Consider the following 17,793-nt stretch of genomic DNA (forward strand, 5'->3'; position numbering starts at 1 on the left):
TTATTTCCCTTTTACATTTTGCCGTTTCTCGGTTTTACAGTTTTACGGTTATTATTTCCCTTTTACATTTTGCCGTTTCTCGGTTTTACAGTTTTACGGTTATTAATTTCCCTTTTTCTCTTTATTCAATATGATCACCTTTTATCCCGGTCCTTCAAAGGTATATCCACAGGTGGAAGGGTATCTACAAGATGCCTTTCGTTCGGGGATATTGAGTATGAACCACCGCAGTCAGGGGTTTATGGAAGTATTGCGGGAAACCATCCGCCTGATGCACCTCAAACTCAATATTCCCGAAGATTATTCTATTTATTTGGTTTCGTCGGCGACGGAAGCGTGGGAAATCATTGCCCAATCGCTGACATTGCACCATAGCGCCCACCATTATAATGGGGCTTTCGGCAAAAAATGGTTCAGCTATGCTTCGCACATTGTGCCGCAAACGTCGGGGTCGCTGTTTCCCATTGAGCAAACGCTCACGCATCATTTGTTTGAACATGAAAACGATGTGGTCCGCGCAGAATTCAATCGCCAGCGTTTGCGCGACTATGAAGTACTCTGTTTGACCCACAGCGAAACCTCCAACGGAACCCATATCCGAATGGAAGAATTAGCAAAAATTCGTACCATGACCGATGCTCTCATTGCGATTGATGCCACTTCCTCATTGGGAGGCGTGGCTTTTGATTGGGCCTTGGGCGATGTTTGGTTTGCTTCGGTTCAAAAGTGTTTGGGGCTTCCTGCGGGGTTGGGGATTATGGTGTGTTCTCCCAAAACGCTCGAAAAAGCGCGGCAAGCCAACGACATTCTGCGTTATAACAGCTTGCTTATCATGCACGAAAATTTCGAAAAATACCAAACGCACTATACCCCTAATACCCTCGGTATTTACCTGCTGATGCGCGTCATGGGGCAAGTGGATAATATACAAGAGGTGGGCGCGAGAAGTGAAGCGCGGGCGAAGGCTTGGTATAGTTTTCTGGAAAATGAGACCGATTGGCAACCCTTGGTTCAAAATCCTGCTACGCGCTCCGACACGGTCATTGCCGTAAAAGGAGAACCAGAAGCAGTTTCTGTCGTTAAAAAAGCGGCGCTTTCGGCGGGAATTACGCTCGGAAACGGGTATGGCGAATGGAAAAATAACACTTTCCGCATTGCTAATTTTCCCGCCATTGAGGACGAGGAAGTGGCGATGCTAAAAACGTTTTTGAAAAGAAAAAACTAGAACATTATGCGCTAGTGTAAGTAACTGTAAAATGTAGAATGAAAAATATCAACACAAATCACTTCTACCCAAAGAATTTTAATCCCCTCTTAAAAACAAAGACCTTCTAATAACGTTATGTATGTGCAGCACTTTTCGCCGTAGAGACGGAGGTTTTGTTAAATGTTCTTTCCCCAAAACTGGAGGTTTTTAAATACTCAATTAGTTGATTGCTAGTTTATTGCAAATTAGGGACGCAAGAATTTAGCATTTGATTCATTTAAGTTGGCGAATCGTTAGTTAATTCATTAATAACCAAGTAACTTTAAGCAAATCATTGAAAGATAGCCCGCTTTTTTTGCTCTTAAGAAAAGGTAACACTCAAGGTAAGCTCACTCATTCAATATTTTTTCTCATGCTTTTTTAACAGTAAACCAAATAAGATGATACTCACACTAGAAAATTCAGCCGTGCTTGCTATCGGGTTACTCATAATGATTTTTGACATTTGCAATCCGTACGCACGGCTCAGCAAATCGCTTGCGCTCATTCCAATCCGTCGGTAATCAACCACGGCTTAGGCACCTGAGCATTATGGCCTGAAAACACACCTTAATGCGGCTTTTGACACCAAAGCCGACAACACTAAAAACCCGCAAAAGCATTGTTTTTGCGGGTTTTTAGTGTTTAAATAATGCCAAATCAGAAAAATTGGGTGGTTATCGAATCACCGTAATATGGAATTTTGTACTAGCTAGGTCGATGGGGGCAGCGGATACATTGTTAAATTTTACCAAAACCGTATTGGATGCCGAAACCCGAGCGTAGGCAATGATGATGCCATTGGTCAGGTCAGTATCTGGTGAAATATAGACCGTGGAACTGGTCTGGGCATTGGTCACGGTAAATGTTTGAGAAAAACTACCGTTGGCAGGAATGCTCGGCAAATCGGCCGCCTCGCTGATTTTGATGATTTCGTCAAGGGCGCTTCCGTTCGTTCCAATTTTTACCGTGCCGCTTACGTCTAGCTTGGCGGTAGCGGAGGTGGTATTAATCCCCACGTTGCCATTGGCAAGGATGGCCATGCGGGTGGTATTGCCGGCCGTGCGGAATTGCATGCTTTTGGTGCCTGCTGGGTTATAAATGATCCCTCCGCTCACGCCGCTGGAGGGTAGCCCAAAGGTGATGCCATTTTCGCTGGCTTCGGGGGTCAGGAGAGAAATATATCCGTTTCCATTTTTTTCGAAAGTTGCGATGGTGTTTGGGCTCGGGGCAGCGCTCGATTCACTCTCAAAAACGTGCAGAAAAGATTCGGGGGTAATGTTTCCAATGGCTGTTTTTCCATTTTTTAGCATCAGTAACCCGTTCCTGCGGTTTAGCTCATTTTGGCCCGACCCAATCGTAAACAGGGGGTCAGTACCTACCCAAGTGCTGGCCTCTGCGAAGGGAAGAAGGTTAAAAGAACCCACCACCGTTGAATAAAACGAATTGGCATTGACACCGTTGCCGATGGCACAGGCGTTGGTGCCAGAAGCCCGCGTATTTTCACCAAAAGCAATGGTATTGGACGTGCCGTCAGAGATGGCGTTGAATCCCATCGCAATGTTGCCGCGCCCCGTAGCCATTGAATTATAGCCTGATGCAAACGAATGAAGTCCGATGAAGGCTGGGTCCCAGTTGGTGTTATCGACGGAGCCGCACCGGAAAGCACTGCGGGAGGGTATCCACATCATGCGAGTACCGCCGCCCAACACGGGAGCCGTGGGAGGATTGGTGATATCTGTGGCCAACCAAGCTACGGTGGCGGGGTTGTTTGACCAAAATCCGCCTACGTTTGTGTTTTGGATTTCGTTGCCTGCTGTGCCCGCCACTTGCCAGAGAGAAGACACGGGCGCCCAAGAGGCATTGCCGGCAGCGTCTGTTCTTAAAAAACGACCTTCGGCCTCACCGATATTGGTTAATTTTATTCCGTTGGTAACAAGGGCATTGCCGCCCACCTGCAACGTAAATGGTGTGGCGTCGATGTCGCTGATTTGGCGGTTGATGCCCACACGATCGGTCGAAAAATTACCACCAATCAATGGATTACCACCGCTGGTATTTTCGATGTAAAGTTTATCATCGCCCGTTTCTAGTTTGCCAGCATTTGAGCCAATCATGATGTTGCCACTGCCGATTTTGGAAGAAGTACCGGTGCCGCCGCCCGCTCCGCTCCCGATGACGGTGTTGTTGCCACCGCCCCCAAAATTCATGGCCGAATGACCGACCGCCACGGTTCCCGTACCGCTAGGAGCAAAAGAGCCAGCGCCGTTTCCGATAAAAACGCCTTGGTCGGTATCCGTGCTTCCCGCGCTCAACGTCCGGTGGCCGATGGCGACGGTTCCGCCGCCCCGGTTGTTTTCCATCGAAAAATGCCCAATGGCCACGCTGCCGCCGTCCTGTGTGATGCCGCCCATGGCCCGGGTGCCGATGGCGATATTGAGCGCCGCGCTGGTGGTGGTGTAGTTGCGGAGGGCTTCAAAACCAATGGCCAACTGCGAAGCATTTAGCAAGTCGCTGGAAATAAAGGCTTTAGAGTAAGTCATCAGGGCGTCTTTGCCGATGGCAATGTTTCTTTTGGAATTAATATTGCTTTTCAGCGCATTTTCACCAATCGAGATATTGGTAGTATCTTCGGCCGTACTGAGGGGCAGGCTACCCCTGATTCCGTTGGGGCTAATGGTGATTCCGGCATTGGTTTTTTGAATGATGTTGATTTGGGAATAAACCGTTGAACTCATCAACATATAAGTGCAGACGCAGAATACGAGCTTTTTCATCGAAGTGATTGGTTTGGTTCAAAAGTATGAACTATACCAATCAGCTTCAACTACTGAAATAAGTAGGTGGGCTGCTCGGAAAGAGAGCGGTTCTGGGCATTTTAAAAGGTGAATAAAACGTTTAAAAGTTTTTTATTCTTTCCCGAAAACCCGCTCAAAAAACTCCACTTCGGGGATTTCCCGTACTTGGCCAGGTTGGAGGGCATCAAGGGTAAGGTTTTCGATTGAAATCCGAATCAGGCGCAAACAGCGGTGCTTTACGGCGGTCATCATTTTGCGGATTTGACGAAATTTACCTTCTGTCAGGGTCATCAAGAGCCACGTGTGCGGAATGTTGTCGGGGTATTCCCAGCCGCTTTGAAACAAATTGGTGGGTTTTTCAATGATTTCCACTTCGCAGGGAGCTGTTTTGTAGATTCCGTTGTCTTTGACCCGAATCACCACCCCGTTTTTGAGTTCTTCAAGCGTTTCGGGTTTTACTTCCCGATACACCTGCAATAAATAGGTTCTTCGATGTGGTTTTTTGCCTTTAAAGAGCAGGTGAGTAATTTTTTTGTTAGTCGTTAAAATCAATAAGCCCTCGGAGTTGTGGTCGAGCCGACCGATGCAATGCGTGCCTTCAGGAAAGGGATACCCTAAATCGCCTAACATGGGCCGACCCTCCACGCCCGTAAATTGGGAATGCATATCGTAGGGTTTGTTGACAATAAAATAGCGGTGCAATTCAGGAATCATGGAGCGTGTTTTTTTGCTATCTTTTTTCAAAAATTGATAGCTTTGCACAAAACAAATAATAATTAACGAATCCTCTTTAATTCCTAACGCAAGTCCCCAAATATGGCTTCATTCAAAATAGCAGGCGGTCGTCAGATGAAAGGTGAAATCACCCCGCAAGGTGCCAAAAACGAAGCACTGCAGATACTTTGTGCAGTGTTGTTGACGAAAGATCCTGTTACGATTCATAATATTCCCAACATCCGTGACGTAAACCAACTTATTGATTTATTGGGTGATTTGGGCGTAAAACGCACCCGTTTGAGCAATAGCTCCATTCGATTCGAAGCCTCTGATGTGCATCTCGAATTTATGGAAACCGAAATGTACCGCCAAAAAGCGGCCGCCCTGCGGGGTTCGGTGATGTTGCTGGGACCGATGTTGGCCCGTTTCAAAAAAGGCCGTATTCCGCGTCCGGGTGGTGATAAAATCGGACGTCGGCGATTGGATACGCACTTTTTAGGCTTCGAACGCTTGGGCGCAAAATTTGACTATGACCCCAACGACGGCGGTTTTTATCAGGTAGATGCCAGCGGATTGCACGGCACTTATATGCTCCTCGATGAAGCCTCCGTAACGGGTACGGCTAATATCCTGATGGCGGCGGTCATGGCCGAAGGCATCACCACGATTTATAATGCAGCCTGTGAGCCGTACCTTCAGCAGTTGTGCAAGATGCTCAACCGCATGGGGGCAAAAATCAGCGGCGTAGGGTCAAATTTGCTGACTATCGAAGGGGTATCATCTTTGAATGGCACGGAGCACACCATGCTCCCCGACATGATTGAAATCGGTTCGTTTATCGGAATGGCCGCCATGACGAAGAGCGAAGTGACCATCAAAAATTGCTCCATCCCTGATTTGGGCGTTATTCCCGGCGTTTTTCAAAAGCTCGGAATCCAGATGGAATTTCGCGGCGATGATATTTTTATCCCAGCGCAGGAGCATTATGAAGTTGAATCATTTATCGACGGGTCTATGTTGGTGGTGGCAGATGCGCCTTGGCCTGGGTTTACGCCAGATTTGTTAAGTATCGTGCTGGTTACGGCTATTCAGGCCAAAGGAACGGTATTGATTCACCAAAAGATGTTTGAAAGCCGCCTGTTTTTCGTCGATAAACTCATCGAAATGGGCGCGCAGATTATTCTTTGCGACCCGCACCGCGCTACGGTCGTGGGGCTGAACCGAGCCACGCAACTGCGGGGTATTCGCATGACTTCTCCTGATATTCGGGCGGGGGTATCGTTGTTGATTGCCGCCATGTCGGCGCAGGGAGTGAGCATTATTGATAACATTGAGCAAATAGACCGTGGGTACCAAAACATTGATACGCGCTTGAATGCCATTGGAGCAGAGATAGTGCGTTTGTAGCGAGCTTACAAAATCTGTAATACATCATGAGGCAGGGGATAAATCAGAAACTTTGGTTATTGTCATCGTTGGTGTTGACGGTTTGTATCGTGGCCTGTAAAAAGGAAGACACGGTTTTGCCGCTGCAAGTGTTGGGGTTTGACGGCAAAACGGCCCTCGTTTTGCCGTCGGGTACTCTCCGCGTTAAGTTTAATCAGCGTGTAACGTGGAAAACAACGGCGGGAACGGCTACGCAAACGGCCCAAGATTCTTTGGTTTATACCGCGCCGAGTGTGGTAGGAGCGCAGCGAATTACGGTCAAAAGTGAAGACAATGCCAACGACAGTTTGTTGATAAAAGTAGTCATTACGCCGCGTGCCGATGTGCTACGGCCCTTGCAAAAAGGAGGGTATGTGTTGGTATTTCGGCACGCCGCGGCGGATGTCGGCTCTGACCAAACCAACTCGACCGTGGCCAACTGGTGGAAATCTTGCGATTCAAAACTGGCTCGCCAACTCAATGATTTGGGTAAAAAAGAGGCCGAAGCCACAGGTAAAGTATTGAAAAATCTGGAAATACCCGTTAGCAGGGTGTTTTCTAGCGAGTTTTGTCGATGCTTTACCACCGCCGATTTGATGAGCCTTGGGGTACCGACGCAGCAAACCAAAGAGTTGACTTTCTACGTATATGAAGAAGCGAAGCGGTATGAAAATATGATGAAGCAGGTTGATAGTCAGGTTATAGATGCAAACAATACGGTGTTGGTAGGGCATACAGGATTTACAGGGACATTGCCATCGCCCGCGCCGCTGGCAGATCTTAACTGGGGCGATGCGGCCGTGTTTCAATCGGTTGCTGGTCAGCCAGCACGTTTTATTGCCAAGATAAAAGTATCGGAGTGGACCGAATTAGCACCGTAACTATCTTATAGTTGCTCGGTTCATTGACCGCTAACCTCTGTAATCTCACCCCACCTAACGAATGAAATATCGCTACCGTGCCTTAGCTTTTTTGTTTGCACTTTCGATTATTACCTTTCTTGACCGCGTTTGTATGAACGTGGTCAGTAAGTACGTAAAAGCTGATTTAGGCTTAAACAATGAAGAATTTGGCTGGATTTTGGGCGCATTTTCATTGGCGTATGCTTTGTTTGAAATCCCGACGGGGGCCATGGGTGATTCCATCGGCCCCCGTCGGGTGTTGACCCGGGTGGTGTTGTGGTGGTCGGGTTTCACGGCCCTGACGGGAACCGCTTTCAGTTTTATTTACCTTCTTGTGGTGCGTTTTTTGTTTGGCGTAGGCGAAGCGGGGGCCTATCCCAACGCCACGATTGCCATTTCGCGTTGGTTTCCCGCCGTTGAAATCGGCCGCGCACAATCGGTGATTTGGGCGGCTGGTCGCATCGGGGGAGCGCTGACACCCTTGTTGGTGATTCCGCTCGTTCATGCGGTGGGCTGGCGCTGGTCGTTTGTGGTGTTGGGAGTTGTAGGTGCGGTTTGGGCATTGGCTTGGTACGCTTGGTTTCGCGACGAGCCTGCCGAGAAAGAAGGTATTTCGGTGGAAGAAGTAGAAGAAATTGAGACAGGCCGAAATATCAAACGCGCCGACCACGCCATTCCTTGGAAAACCATCATTCTCAATCCAGATATTTGGGCGCTGATGCTCATGTGTCATTTGTTTTTTTACGGCGCGTATTTCTTTACCAACTGGTCATCTACTTATTTTCAGGAAGGGCGCGGCATGACCGAAGACCAATCCAAGAATTTTATCTCTCTGTCGTACTTTTTGGGGGCCATCGGCTGCGTAGTGGGAGGATTGCTGAGTGATTTTTTAACCAAAAAATACGGACTAAAAATCGGACGGCGCGCCGTAGCCATCACGGGTTTGGGCTTATCAAGTATCTTCTTTCTGGCGGCAGGGCTTACGCCTGACAATCAATTGGCGGGTTATTTATTGGCCATTTGTGTATTGACTAAAGATTTGGCGTTGCCTGTTTCCTTCGCGGTCTGTGTTGATATTGGCAAACGCAATGCAGGAACGGTAGCTGGCTCGATGAACTTTGCGGGTCAAATGGGAGGTTTTTTCATCACCATCATTTTCGGCTCGGTGGTAGAAAGCACCAAAAACTTCAATATTCCATTGTACCTGATTTCGGGATGTCTGTTTGTTGCTGCATTGCTGTGGTTCAAAATTGACCCCACCAAGACGGTGGATTTAAAAAAAGCTTGATAGTCATCTTATTATGAAAAAAATACTGCTGTTAACGCACATTTTAGCATGCTGCGTTCTGTTATCCTCTGCTCAAAAAAGACCCGTTGATGTACTGATAAAATCGGGTAGCTTGATTGAAATTCAGACGGGAAAACTCCTTGCCAAGAAAATCATTGTTGTAAAAGGCAAAGAAATTGTAGGCGTTTTTGATGAATCACAGGCCAAGAATTTTGAGGCGAAAAAGGTAATTGATGCCACGGGCAAGTTCATCATTCCGGGGCTTTGGGACATGCACGTACATTTTGGGGGAGGGGATACACTCATTCAGGAAAATAAAAACTTGTTGCCTCTGTACGTAGCACACGGCATTACGGCCGTGCGCGATGCCGCGGCCGATTTGAGCCCGAGCGTTTTGCAATGGCGCAAAGAAATTGCTGATGGTGCGCTTTTCGGCCCAACGTTGTTTACTTCTGGGCCGAAGTTGGAAGGCTATAAGTCGACGTGGATTGGCGACATTGAGGTCAGTACCAAAGAGGAAGTGAATAAAAGTCTGGATTCGCTGCAAAAAATGAAAGTGAATTTTATCAAAATCACCGACAACGCCATCAAGCCCGAGATTTATCTTTATATTTTGGCCGAAGCCAAAAAACGAGGCATTAAAACCTCTGGGCACGTACCATTTGCCTTGACGATGGACGAAGTGTCGGCGGCAGGGTTAGGCTCGGTAGAACACATGAGTTACGTGTTGAAAGCAGGCTCCACGCGCGACAAAGAAATCTCAGAAAAAGTAATGGCGGGAAAATTGGCGTACCGCGTTGCGCTTCCGATGGCTTTACAGAGTTTTGATGAAAATACCGCAATGGCGGTGTATCGACGCATGGCCAAAAACGGCACGGCTGTGGTTCCTACCCTGAGTATTAGCCAAAGCACTGCATTTTTGGACCAAGACAATCACCAAAACGATGCGTATTTGCAATACCTCGGCAAAGGACTCAAGAAAACCTACGAATGGCGCGTCACACGTGCGGTGCAGGACAGCCCTGACGCCATTACCGAGCGCCATGAGATATATTTTAAAACGACTTCTTTGTTGCCTTTACTCCTGAAAGCAGGCGTGACCATTATTGCAGGTACAGATGCGGGATTTCTGAATTCGTACGTATATCCAGGGTTGGGTTTGCACAAAGAACTGGAGCATTATGTCAAAGCGGGCTTGACACCGTTGCAGGCTTTGCAATCGGCGATTATCCCAGGACCTACATTTTTGAATCAACCTCAATACGGGAACATTGCGGCGGGAAAAAGCGCCGATATTGTTTTGCTGAATCAGAATCCTTTGGAGAATATTGAAGCAACGCAAGCGATTAATACGGTGATTCTGCGGGGGGAAGTGTATGACCGCAACGCGCTTGATGCCATTTTGGAAGAGGTAAAAAAGAAAGCAAAATAAACTCCCCCGAAAATCGGTACGTATAATAAATCAAGCGTGTTTATGACGCACAAAAAGCCGTTGGTTGGTTCAGCCTGCGGCTTTTTGTTGTACTTTTAAGCCTTACTCACAGCACGCTTATGAACACAGAAATTCTCTCTCGCATACAGTTTGCTTTCACCATTGCTTTCCATTATATCTACCCTCCGCTGAGCATTGGTTTAGGTGTTGTTCTGGTCATTATGGAAGGGATGTACCTCCGCACTGGCAAACAAATCTACGAACAAATGACCCGCTTCTGGATTAAGATTTTTGCCTTAATTTTCGGAATCGGTGTCGCCACGGGCATCGTCATGGAATTTGAATTCGGTACCAACTGGGCGGTGTATTCGCGCTACGTTGGGGATATATTCGGGAGTGCGTTGGCGGCCGAAGGGATTTTTGCCTTTGCGCTCGAATCGGGTTTTTTAGGAATTCTGCTTTTTGGTTGGAACCGTGTAAGCCCGAGGGTGCATTTTTTTTCCACCATTATGGTCGCTTTAGGGTCGATGTTTTCGGCCATTTGGATTGTGGTGGCCAACTCTTGGCAACAAACGCCGGCGGGGTATCGTATCGAAGGTGAAGGCATGAAAGCGCGGGCCGTCATCACGGATTTTTGGGAAATGGTCTTCAATCCTTCCAGCGTAGACCGCCTTTCGCACGTTATTATCGGCTCTTTTTTGGCGGGCTCGTTTTTGGTTTTGAGCGTCAACGCGTATTATATTTTACGACAACGCCATCTCGAAATCGCCAAAGCAAGTTTTAAAATCGCCCTGACGGTGGCCACCGTTGCTTCGTTGATGCAATTGTTTACGGGCCACCGCTCGGCCGACGGTGTGGCCAAGCACCAGCCTGCAAAACTAGCCGCTTTTGAAGGTCATTATGATTCGTCGGCCGTGGCGGATATGTACTTGATAGGCTGGACCAATGCCGACAAACGAGAAATAACGGGTGTAAAAATCCCTGGAGGTTTGTCTTTTCTGCTTCATCAAGATTTTACAACGCCCGTAAAAGGATTAAATGCTTTTCCGAAAGAGGACCGACCTTCTTCCCGCGCCGTTAATGTCGTTTTTCAGACCTATCACCTGATGGTTGCCATCGGAATGGTGTTGATTGGTCTTTCATTATTGGCCGTTTTTTTATGGTGGAAGGGGAAATTGTTCGAACAGAAATGGCTGCTTCAGTTGTTTGCGTGGTCGGTGCTATTGCCCCAGATTGCTAATCAGGTCGGCTGGTATTCGGCCGAAATCGGGCGGCAACCGTGGGTGGTTTATGGTTTGTTGCGTACGTCAGATGCACTGTCGCAATCGCTCAAAACGGAGCAGGTATTGTTTTCTTTGATTATGTTCACTTTGGTTTACGCGCTTCTATTTGCCTTGTTTTTGTATTTATTGAACAAAAAAATCAAGCATGGTCCCGTAGATACTCACTCTGAAACAATTCCTGATTCTTCCAAACGTGATAACCCGATTTTAAACTGATGGAAACAATACTCGGTCTTGATTTGCCCACGTGGTGGTTTTTGGTCATCGGTGCGGTGTTTAGCGGTTACGCTATTTTGGATGGTTTTGACCTCGGGGCGGGGGCTTTGCACCTGTTTTTTAAGAAAGAAGAAAGCCGACGCATTGCGCTCAACGCCATCGGGCCGGTGTGGGATGGCAACGAAGTGTGGTTGGTTATTGGGGGCGGGGCGCTTTTTGCTGGCTTTCCAGTAGTTTACGCCACTATTTTGTCGGCGCTGTACGAACTGTTTATGGTGTTTTTGGTAATGCTTATTTTCAGGGCTATTTCCATCGAATTTCGTTCCAAAGAGCCCATGCTCTGGTGGCGTAGGCTTTGGGATATATGCTATAGTGCATCCAGTATTCTGCTGGCGTTGGCGTTGGGATTGGTCTTGGGGAATGTGATTCAGGGGATTGCGATTGACAAAAACTACGCTTACCAAGGCACTTTACTCGATTTGTTTAATCCGTATGCGTTGTTGGTGGCGGTCACGACGCTGGCGTTGTTTATGATGCACGGTGCCATTTATTTGGTAATGAAAACCGAGAATCGCCTGTACGCCAAACTCACGATTTTGGTCAAAAATACCACAATTTTCTTCGTGCTGATGTTTGCCATTACGTCGTTGGCTACGTTGCTGTACATTCCACACATGATTACGCGCTACAAAGAAGTGCCTTATATGTTTGCCTTTCCGGTATTGGCAATTTTGGCAGTGGCCAACATTACCCGTCAGATTGCTTATCGGAAGTACTTTTTTGCCTTTCTTTCGTCGGCGTTTGTGACGGCTATGTTAATAATTTTGGTAGCGGTTGGACTTTTTCCAAACATCATTTTGTCGACGATTGACCCCGACCTGCACATTACGGTTTATAATGGTTCGTCTACCGAAAAATCGCTCAAAATCATGCTCACCTTCGCGGCCATTGGGGTACCGTTGGTGGGTGTTTATACTTCGTTTGTGTTTTGGACTTTTCGAGGTAAAGTGAAATTGGATGAGACAAGCTATTAAAAAGTAGGGCTTCAAAACAACGGCTAACCTGTTATTTGCTACGTTTTAATTCACAATTCTTCCTCTTTAATTTGAAGTTTTTGTGGTGGATTTTAAGTGGTTTTATGTTTGAAGAAACATTTCTTTAAACTCAACATAACGCCATGAAAGCTTCTACTATTCTTACAGTTTGTTTGCTGCTGTTTATCGGCTCAGTATTTGCTCAATCAGTTACTATCAATCCCGCTGCCCTGGATTTGCCCCGAGTTGCCTCACTTCCAAGCTGTTCGGCATCGACCAAAGGAAGAATGGTTTACAACACCTCCGACAATAAAATGTATTATTGCAACGGAACCGCTTGGATAAACACCGAGGTGGCAGGCCCGCAAAATGCACCTGCGTTTGGAGTTGCCAATATTGGTGGGCTAAACATTGAAACCAGTGGGACCACGATTGTCCCTTTTACAACAGAATCTTACGACATTGGGAACAATTTCAATTTAGCTGCAGCTGGAGTAGACCCCAACACATTTATAGCCCCTTTTGATGGTATTTATCACTTTGATGCGTACGTTTCGTTGAATATTTCAGGGGCAACAATCAATATCAATAATTTTGCGAATATTCAATTGTTGGTTAATAATGCGGTGGCAACCCAAGCGAGTTATATTCCAGTAGCAAATTCTAATTTTATTCTTCAGATTAGTCGTGATTTAAAATTGGTGGCGGGCGATAAAGTAAAAGTGGCTGTTTTTGAAGACGTTGCGGGGGCCCAATACCTCAAAATGGGCGCTTTTATGTGTACATTTAGCGGACATTTAGTGACTAAATATTAGGGGTCGGGTGAATTTTTTACTCAACTCTTTTTAGCTTTGTAGCATGAGCAAATCGTTTTATCAATTACTTTATCAAAACGAAACCCTATACCGGGTACAGGGGGAGACTCCCGTCAGTGAATCCGAGGAAGCAATGTATCCTTCCTCCGTGATTGCCGTGGAGGAGCCTGCTGTTCTACTTGCTCCAGTCTCTGCTCCTAAGGTGAGCGCCCCACCTGCTTCAACTTCATTGCCTTTGCCGACGCTCAATCATCAGATTCTTATTCTGGTAGATGAAGCCCCGGCGATGTCGCCCAGTAATACGATTTTTCTGGAAAAAGTACTGAAAGCGGTCAATTTGAACCTCGAAGGCGTGGATATTCTTAATCTGGCAGGGGCAAAACAAATGGATTTTAGGCCGTTGCTGCAAAATAAAACAGTGCATCATTTTATTTCTTTTGGGGTGCCGTTTATCAACATCAACCTCGAAATAATGATGAACCGCTACGACCCCAAACGCATTTCGGGCGTCAACTTTTTGTTGGCCGAGTCGTTGGATATTGTCCAGACCGACGATAAAAATAAACGTGCTTTGTGGGGCGCCCTCAAGAAAATATTTATGGCATAACGCCTTTTCTTCTTTTCACTTACTTCGCCTTGGTTTTATCAAAATGCGCTGTATTTTTGTTGCATAATAGTATGCAGGCAGAGTATTGTTTGCTATCCTCTTTCTACTTTTAAACGTCTAAAACCCCCATGGCCGAAGCATTTATTTATGACGCCGTCAGAACCCCGCGCGGACGCGGCAAGTCGGACGGGTCGCTGCACGAAGTGCAACCGATTCAATTACTCACTTCCGTTTTAAAAGAAATACAGCAACGTAATCAATTGGATACGAGCTATGTAGATGATGTGATTATGGGCTGCGTAACGCCCGTGGGAGAACAAGGGGCGGACATAGCCCGTACGGCCGTCATTGAAGCAGGCTACGCCGAAAGTGTGGCGGGCGTGCAGCTGAATCGCTTTTGTTCGTCGGGGCTAGAGGCAATCAACCAAGCCGCCGCTTACGTGATGTCGGGTCAGGTAGATATGATTGTGGCGGGCGGTGTGGAGTCTATGAGCCGCGTACCGATGGGCACCGACGGTGGTGCTTTATTTATGAATCCGCAGATTGTGGCGCGTCATAATATTGTTCCGCAAGGCATTTCGGCCGATTTAATCGCTACAAAATACGGTTATTCACGCACGGATGTAGATACGTTTGCGGCTGAATCGTACCGCAGAGCTACGGTTGCTCAAAAAGAAAATCGCTTTGCGAAATCACTGGTTCCTTACAAAGACGAACTCGGCATTACCCTGCTCGACCGCGACGAAGGCGTGCGTCCGGGAACGACCGTAGAATCGCTAGGAAACCTAAAGCCCGCTTTTGAAATGATGGGCAGTATGGGTTTAGATGCTTTGGCACTGATGAAATATGCCGATGTCGACAAGATAAACCACGTTCACCACGCGGGTAATTCTTCCCAAATCGTCGACGGAGCGGCGGGTTTGTTGATAGGCTCTAAAGAAATCGGTGAAAAATTAGGTCTAAAACCCCGCGCCAAAATCAAGGCATTTGCCATCATCGGCTCCGAGCCGACTATCATGCTCACTGGCCCCGTACCTGCCACCCAAAAAGTGCTTAAAAAAGCAGGAATGAGCATTTCTGATATTGATTTGTTTGAAGTAAACGAAGCTTTTGCCGCCATTCCGCTCTTTTTTATGGAACAATTGGGCGTTGACCATGCTAAAGTCAACGTTAATGGGGGCGCTATTGCTTTGGGGCACCCGCTGGGCGCGACAGGCGCGATTATTTCGGCTACGCTCATTGACGAACTGGAACGTTCGGGCAAGCAATTTGGTCTTTCTACGCTGTGCATTGGCGGAGGTATGGGAATTGCAACGATTTTTGAAATGGTGTAACCTCATCCCCCGACCCCTTCTCCTCAAAACGAGGAGAAGGGGAGAAATTGAAACCATGGCTATTATCTATAACATTAAGCAGATGGAAGTTACTCGTCGTTTATTACGAAAGGAGCAAACAGAATCAGAAGATGCTTTATGGGAAGTTTTGCGAAATCGTCGATTTGAAAACCTGAAATTTAGACGGCAATACAGTGCCGGATACTTTGTATTGGATTTTTACTGTCCACAGGAAAAATTAGCTATTGAAGTAGACGGTAGTGTACATGATTCTATTGAAGCTCAACGCTATGATGCTTATCGCACAGAAACGCTTAATGGAATTGGAATTCAGGTAGTAAGATTTCGAAATGAGGAAGTACTAAAAAATTTACCTCAAGTTTTGACTCGAATTAAAAGTTTTTTAAAAAGTACATCGCCTGCATCACTAGAACCCCTCTCCTAATTTTTAGGAGAGGGGCAGGGGAGAGGTTAAATTTTATCATTATGACAATCAACTACACAATCCGTAACAACATAGCAATCCTGAGCTGGAACATGACTAGCTCTCCCATGAACGTCCTGAACGATGAATCGGTGCCTGCCTTCGGAGCGGCGCTGGAAAAAGCGTACAGTGATGCCGACGTCCGGGGCATTATTATTACTTCCGACAAGCCTGAATTTGTGGCTGGGGCGGATTTGAAAATGATTTTACGGAATCAGAACGAAAATCCTGCCGAAATCCTGAAAATCTCGGTAGAGCTTAATCAACTTTTTCGCAAAATAGAGACCAATGGCAAACCCGTCGTGGCGGCCATCAATGGTACCGCTTTGGGCGGAGGGCTGGAAATCTGTCTGGCGTGCCATTATCGGGTGGCATTGGATAATCCTAAAACCAAACTAGGGTTGCCAGAAGTGAAAGTAGGGTTATTGCCCGGCGGTGGCGGTACGCAGCGGTTGCCCCGCATGATTGGGATGCAGGCGGCGCTGCCGTTGATGTTGGAAGGCAAAGAGCTGACGCCCAAAGAAGCACTGGGTTTGGGTATCGTTGATGCCGTTGCGGGTACGCGTGAAGAAATGCTCGAAAAAGCCGAGACTTGGATTGTCTCGAATCCTAAACCCGTAAAACCATGGGATGAAGTCAATAAGAAAACGGGTAAAATTCAGGCAAAAGACAATTATAAAGTGCCAAATGGCGCGGTTTTAAGCCCCGTAGGAATGCAAACCTTCACGGTGGGTACGGCCATGATGATGGACAAATCTAAGGGGAATTACCCGTCTACGCAACACATCATGTCGTGCGTGTACGAAGGATTATTGGTCAATATCGACCGTGGGATTGTGATTGAATCGCGGCATTTTGTGCAGGTAGCCACCTCCAAAGTAGCAGGGAATTTGATTCGGACCATGTTTCTGGGCCTGAACGAAGCCAATAAAGGAGCAAGCCGTCCGAAAGATATCCCGAAGACGGATGTGAAGAAACTCGGTATTTTGGGGGCGGGAATGATGGGCGCGGGCATCGCCTACGTGAGTGCGGTGGCGGGCATTGAAGTAGTGCTGAAAGATGTAAGCCTCGAAGCGGCCGAAAAAGGCAAAGACTATTCGCGGGCGTTGCTCAAAAAAGCCATCGAACGCGGGAAAATGGACAGCCTCAAGGCCGAAGGAATCCTGAACCTTATCAAACCTACGGACAATATGGCTGATTTACAGGGTAGTGAGCTGATTATTGAGGCCGTTTTTGAAAACCGAGACTTAAAAGCCAGCGTCACCAAAGAAGCCGAACCCATGTTGGCAGAAGGTGGTGTTTTTGGTTCTAATACCTCTACTTTACCCATTACAGGCTTGGCCAAAGCCTCGGCAAATCCGGCAAATTTTGTAGGAATTCACTTCTTTTCGCCCGTTGATAAAATGATGTTGGTGGAGTTGATTGTTGGGAAAGAAACCTCTGATTATGCCTTGGCCGTAGCGGTGGATTATACCCGTAAAATCAGAAAAACGCCCATTGTGGTCAACGACTCACGAGGATTTTATACTTCACGGTGTTTTGGAACCTATACGTCGGAAGGCATGGAACTGCTCAAAGATGGAGTGAACCCTGTATTGATTGAAAATGCGGGCAAGTTGGCAGGAATGCCCGTGGGCCCCTTGGCCGTGACGGATGAAGTGGCGTTGGATTTAGTGTATAAAATCTCGGGACAAGCGGTGAAAGACGGTGTATTGGCCGACACTGATACGAGCTACCAAATCGGTAAGCAATTTACGGAGATGGGACGCTTGGGTAAAAAAGCCAAGGCGGGCTTTTATGAATATCCAGAAGGCGCTCAAAAACAGCTTTGGTCGGGACTCGCGGACTTATTTCCCGTGGCGTCGCAGCAACCTTCGCTGGAGGAAGTTAAAACGCGTTTGTTGTATCGTCAGGCGCTCGAAACCGTTCGTTGCTACGAAGAAGGAGTCATTCGTACCAAATTAGATGCTGATTTAGGCTCTATTTTGGCGTGGGGTTTTCCACCTTATACGGGTGGTACGCTCTCTTTTGTGGATTTTGTAGGCATTAAAACCTTCGTAAGTACCCTCGACCGCTTGGCCGATACGTATGGCGAACGTTTCCGACCCACTCAAAAACTACGGGAAATGGCGGCAATTTCCTAAAACCTACTGCCATAGGGTTGTCATCGTGAGGGTTTATCTTTGCAGTGAAATAAAGTATTTTCCTGTAA

Annotated in this window: 14 protein-coding genes; 12 read left to right on the forward strand and 2 right to left on the reverse strand. The window is 47.1% G+C overall.

Going from position 1 to position 17,793, the window contains the following annotated elements; genetic code table 11:
- The first annotated feature begins 130 nt into the window (after positions 1-130).
- Positions 131-1,225, forward strand: coding sequence for an aminotransferase class V-fold PLP-dependent enzyme (locus NCI00_RS10480; protein ID WP_253527222.1), 1,095 nt, complete (start codon positions 131-133; stop codon positions 1,223-1,225).
- Positions 1,226-1,923: 698 nt separating this feature from the next.
- On the opposite strand, the gene NCI00_RS10485 is transcribed toward NCI00_RS10480, so the two are convergent.
- Positions 1,924-4,023, reverse strand: coding sequence for a hypothetical protein (locus NCI00_RS10485; RefSeq protein ID WP_253527225.1), 2,100 nt, complete (start codon positions 4,021-4,023; stop codon positions 1,924-1,926).
- Positions 4,024-4,155: 132 nt separating this feature from the next.
- The gene (locus NCI00_RS10490; protein WP_253527228.1) at positions 4,156-4,758 is read right to left on the reverse strand and encodes a pseudouridine synthase; all 603 of its coding nucleotides are present in this window, start codon (positions 4,756-4,758) and stop codon (positions 4,156-4,158) included.
- Between the two features lie 102 nt (positions 4,759-4,860).
- Here NCI00_RS10490 and murA point away from each other — a divergent pair, with 102 nt between their 5' ends.
- The 11 genes from murA to NCI00_RS10545 all read left to right on the forward strand — a co-directional run bounded on the left by murA (position 4,861) and on the right by NCI00_RS10545 (position 17,725).
- The gene (murA, locus tag NCI00_RS10495) at positions 4,861-6,168 is read left to right on the forward strand and encodes a UDP-N-acetylglucosamine 1-carboxyvinyltransferase (protein WP_253527231.1); all 1,308 of its coding nucleotides are present in this window, start codon (positions 4,861-4,863) and stop codon (positions 6,166-6,168) included.
- A 26-nt stretch (positions 6,169-6,194) separates the two neighbouring features.
- On the forward strand, positions 6,195-7,067 hold the full coding sequence (locus tag NCI00_RS10500; RefSeq protein ID WP_253527234.1) for a histidine phosphatase family protein: 873 nt from the start codon (positions 6,195-6,197) through the stop codon (positions 7,065-7,067).
- 61 nt (positions 7,068-7,128) lie between these two features.
- A complete protein-coding gene (locus tag NCI00_RS10505; protein WP_253527236.1) occupies positions 7,129-8,376 on the forward strand; it encodes an MFS transporter in 1,248 nt (415 codons plus the stop codon).
- 13 nt (positions 8,377-8,389) lie between these two features.
- Positions 8,390-9,808, forward strand: a complete 1,419-nt coding sequence (locus tag NCI00_RS10510; protein WP_253527238.1) for an amidohydrolase family protein — start codon at positions 8,390-8,392, stop codon at positions 9,806-9,808.
- A 119-nt stretch (positions 9,809-9,927) separates the two neighbouring features.
- The gene (locus NCI00_RS10515) at positions 9,928-11,307 is read left to right on the forward strand and encodes a cytochrome ubiquinol oxidase subunit I (protein WP_253527240.1); all 1,380 of its coding nucleotides are present in this window, start codon (positions 9,928-9,930) and stop codon (positions 11,305-11,307) included.
- On the forward strand, positions 11,307-12,341 hold the full coding sequence (gene cydB, locus NCI00_RS10520; protein ID WP_253527242.1) for a cytochrome d ubiquinol oxidase subunit II: 1,035 nt from the start codon (positions 11,307-11,309) through the stop codon (positions 12,339-12,341). The genes NCI00_RS10515 and cydB overlap by 1 nt, the downstream gene beginning before the upstream one ends.
- A 143-nt stretch (positions 12,342-12,484) precedes the next feature.
- Positions 12,485-13,156, forward strand: a complete 672-nt coding sequence (locus NCI00_RS10525) for a C1q-like domain-containing protein (protein ID WP_253527244.1) — start codon at positions 12,485-12,487, stop codon at positions 13,154-13,156.
- A gap of 43 nt (positions 13,157-13,199) precedes the next feature.
- The gene (locus NCI00_RS10530; RefSeq protein WP_253527246.1) at positions 13,200-13,763 is read left to right on the forward strand and encodes a DNA polymerase III subunit psi; all 564 of its coding nucleotides are present in this window, start codon (positions 13,200-13,202) and stop codon (positions 13,761-13,763) included.
- 128 nt (positions 13,764-13,891) lie between these two features.
- Positions 13,892-15,097 carry an acetyl-CoA C-acetyltransferase gene (locus NCI00_RS10535; protein WP_253527248.1) on the forward strand — a complete coding sequence of 402 codons (1,206 nt, stop codon included), beginning with the start codon at positions 13,892-13,894 and terminating at the stop codon, positions 15,095-15,097.
- Between the two features lie 55 nt (positions 15,098-15,152).
- Entirely contained in the window at positions 15,153-15,542 is a 390-nt protein-coding gene (locus NCI00_RS10540) for an endonuclease domain-containing protein (protein ID WP_253527251.1), read from the forward strand.
- Between the two features lie 41 nt (positions 15,543-15,583).
- Entirely contained in the window at positions 15,584-17,725 is a 2,142-nt protein-coding gene (locus NCI00_RS10545; RefSeq protein ID WP_253527254.1) for a 3-hydroxyacyl-CoA dehydrogenase NAD-binding domain-containing protein, read from the forward strand.
- Positions 17,726-17,793: the final 68 nt, after the last annotated feature.

The sequence above is a fragment of the Runella salmonicolor genome, assembly GCF_024158025.1.
In the GTDB taxonomy this organism is placed as follows: domain Bacteria; phylum Bacteroidota; class Bacteroidia; order Cytophagales; family Spirosomataceae; genus Runella; species Runella salmonicolor.

Coding starts and splice junctions, on each gene's coding strand:
- NCI00_RS10480 (WP_253527222.1), top strand. CDS start 131: ATGATCACCTTTTATCCCGGTCCTTCAAAGGTATATCCACAGGTGGAA.
- NCI00_RS10485 (WP_253527225.1), bottom strand. CDS start 4,023: ATGAAAAAGCTCGTATTCTGCGTCTGCACTTATATGTTGATGAGTTCA.
- NCI00_RS10490 (WP_253527228.1), bottom strand. CDS start 4,758: ATGATTCCTGAATTGCACCGCTATTTTATTGTCAACAAACCCTACGAT.
- murA (WP_253527231.1), top strand. CDS start 4,861: ATGGCTTCATTCAAAATAGCAGGCGGTCGTCAGATGAAAGGTGAAATC.
- NCI00_RS10500 (WP_253527234.1), top strand. CDS start 6,195: ATGAGGCAGGGGATAAATCAGAAACTTTGGTTATTGTCATCGTTGGTG.
- NCI00_RS10505 (WP_253527236.1), top strand. CDS start 7,129: ATGAAATATCGCTACCGTGCCTTAGCTTTTTTGTTTGCACTTTCGATT.
- NCI00_RS10510 (WP_253527238.1), top strand. CDS start 8,390: ATGAAAAAAATACTGCTGTTAACGCACATTTTAGCATGCTGCGTTCTG.
- NCI00_RS10515 (WP_253527240.1), top strand. CDS start 9,928: ATGAACACAGAAATTCTCTCTCGCATACAGTTTGCTTTCACCATTGCT.
- cydB (WP_253527242.1), top strand. CDS start 11,307: ATGGAAACAATACTCGGTCTTGATTTGCCCACGTGGTGGTTTTTGGTC.
- NCI00_RS10525 (WP_253527244.1), top strand. CDS start 12,485: ATGAAAGCTTCTACTATTCTTACAGTTTGTTTGCTGCTGTTTATCGGC.
- NCI00_RS10530 (WP_253527246.1), top strand. CDS start 13,200: ATGAGCAAATCGTTTTATCAATTACTTTATCAAAACGAAACCCTATAC.
- NCI00_RS10535 (WP_253527248.1), top strand. CDS start 13,892: ATGGCCGAAGCATTTATTTATGACGCCGTCAGAACCCCGCGCGGACGC.
- NCI00_RS10540 (WP_253527251.1), top strand. CDS start 15,153: ATGGCTATTATCTATAACATTAAGCAGATGGAAGTTACTCGTCGTTTA.
- NCI00_RS10545 (WP_253527254.1), top strand. CDS start 15,584: ATGACAATCAACTACACAATCCGTAACAACATAGCAATCCTGAGCTGG.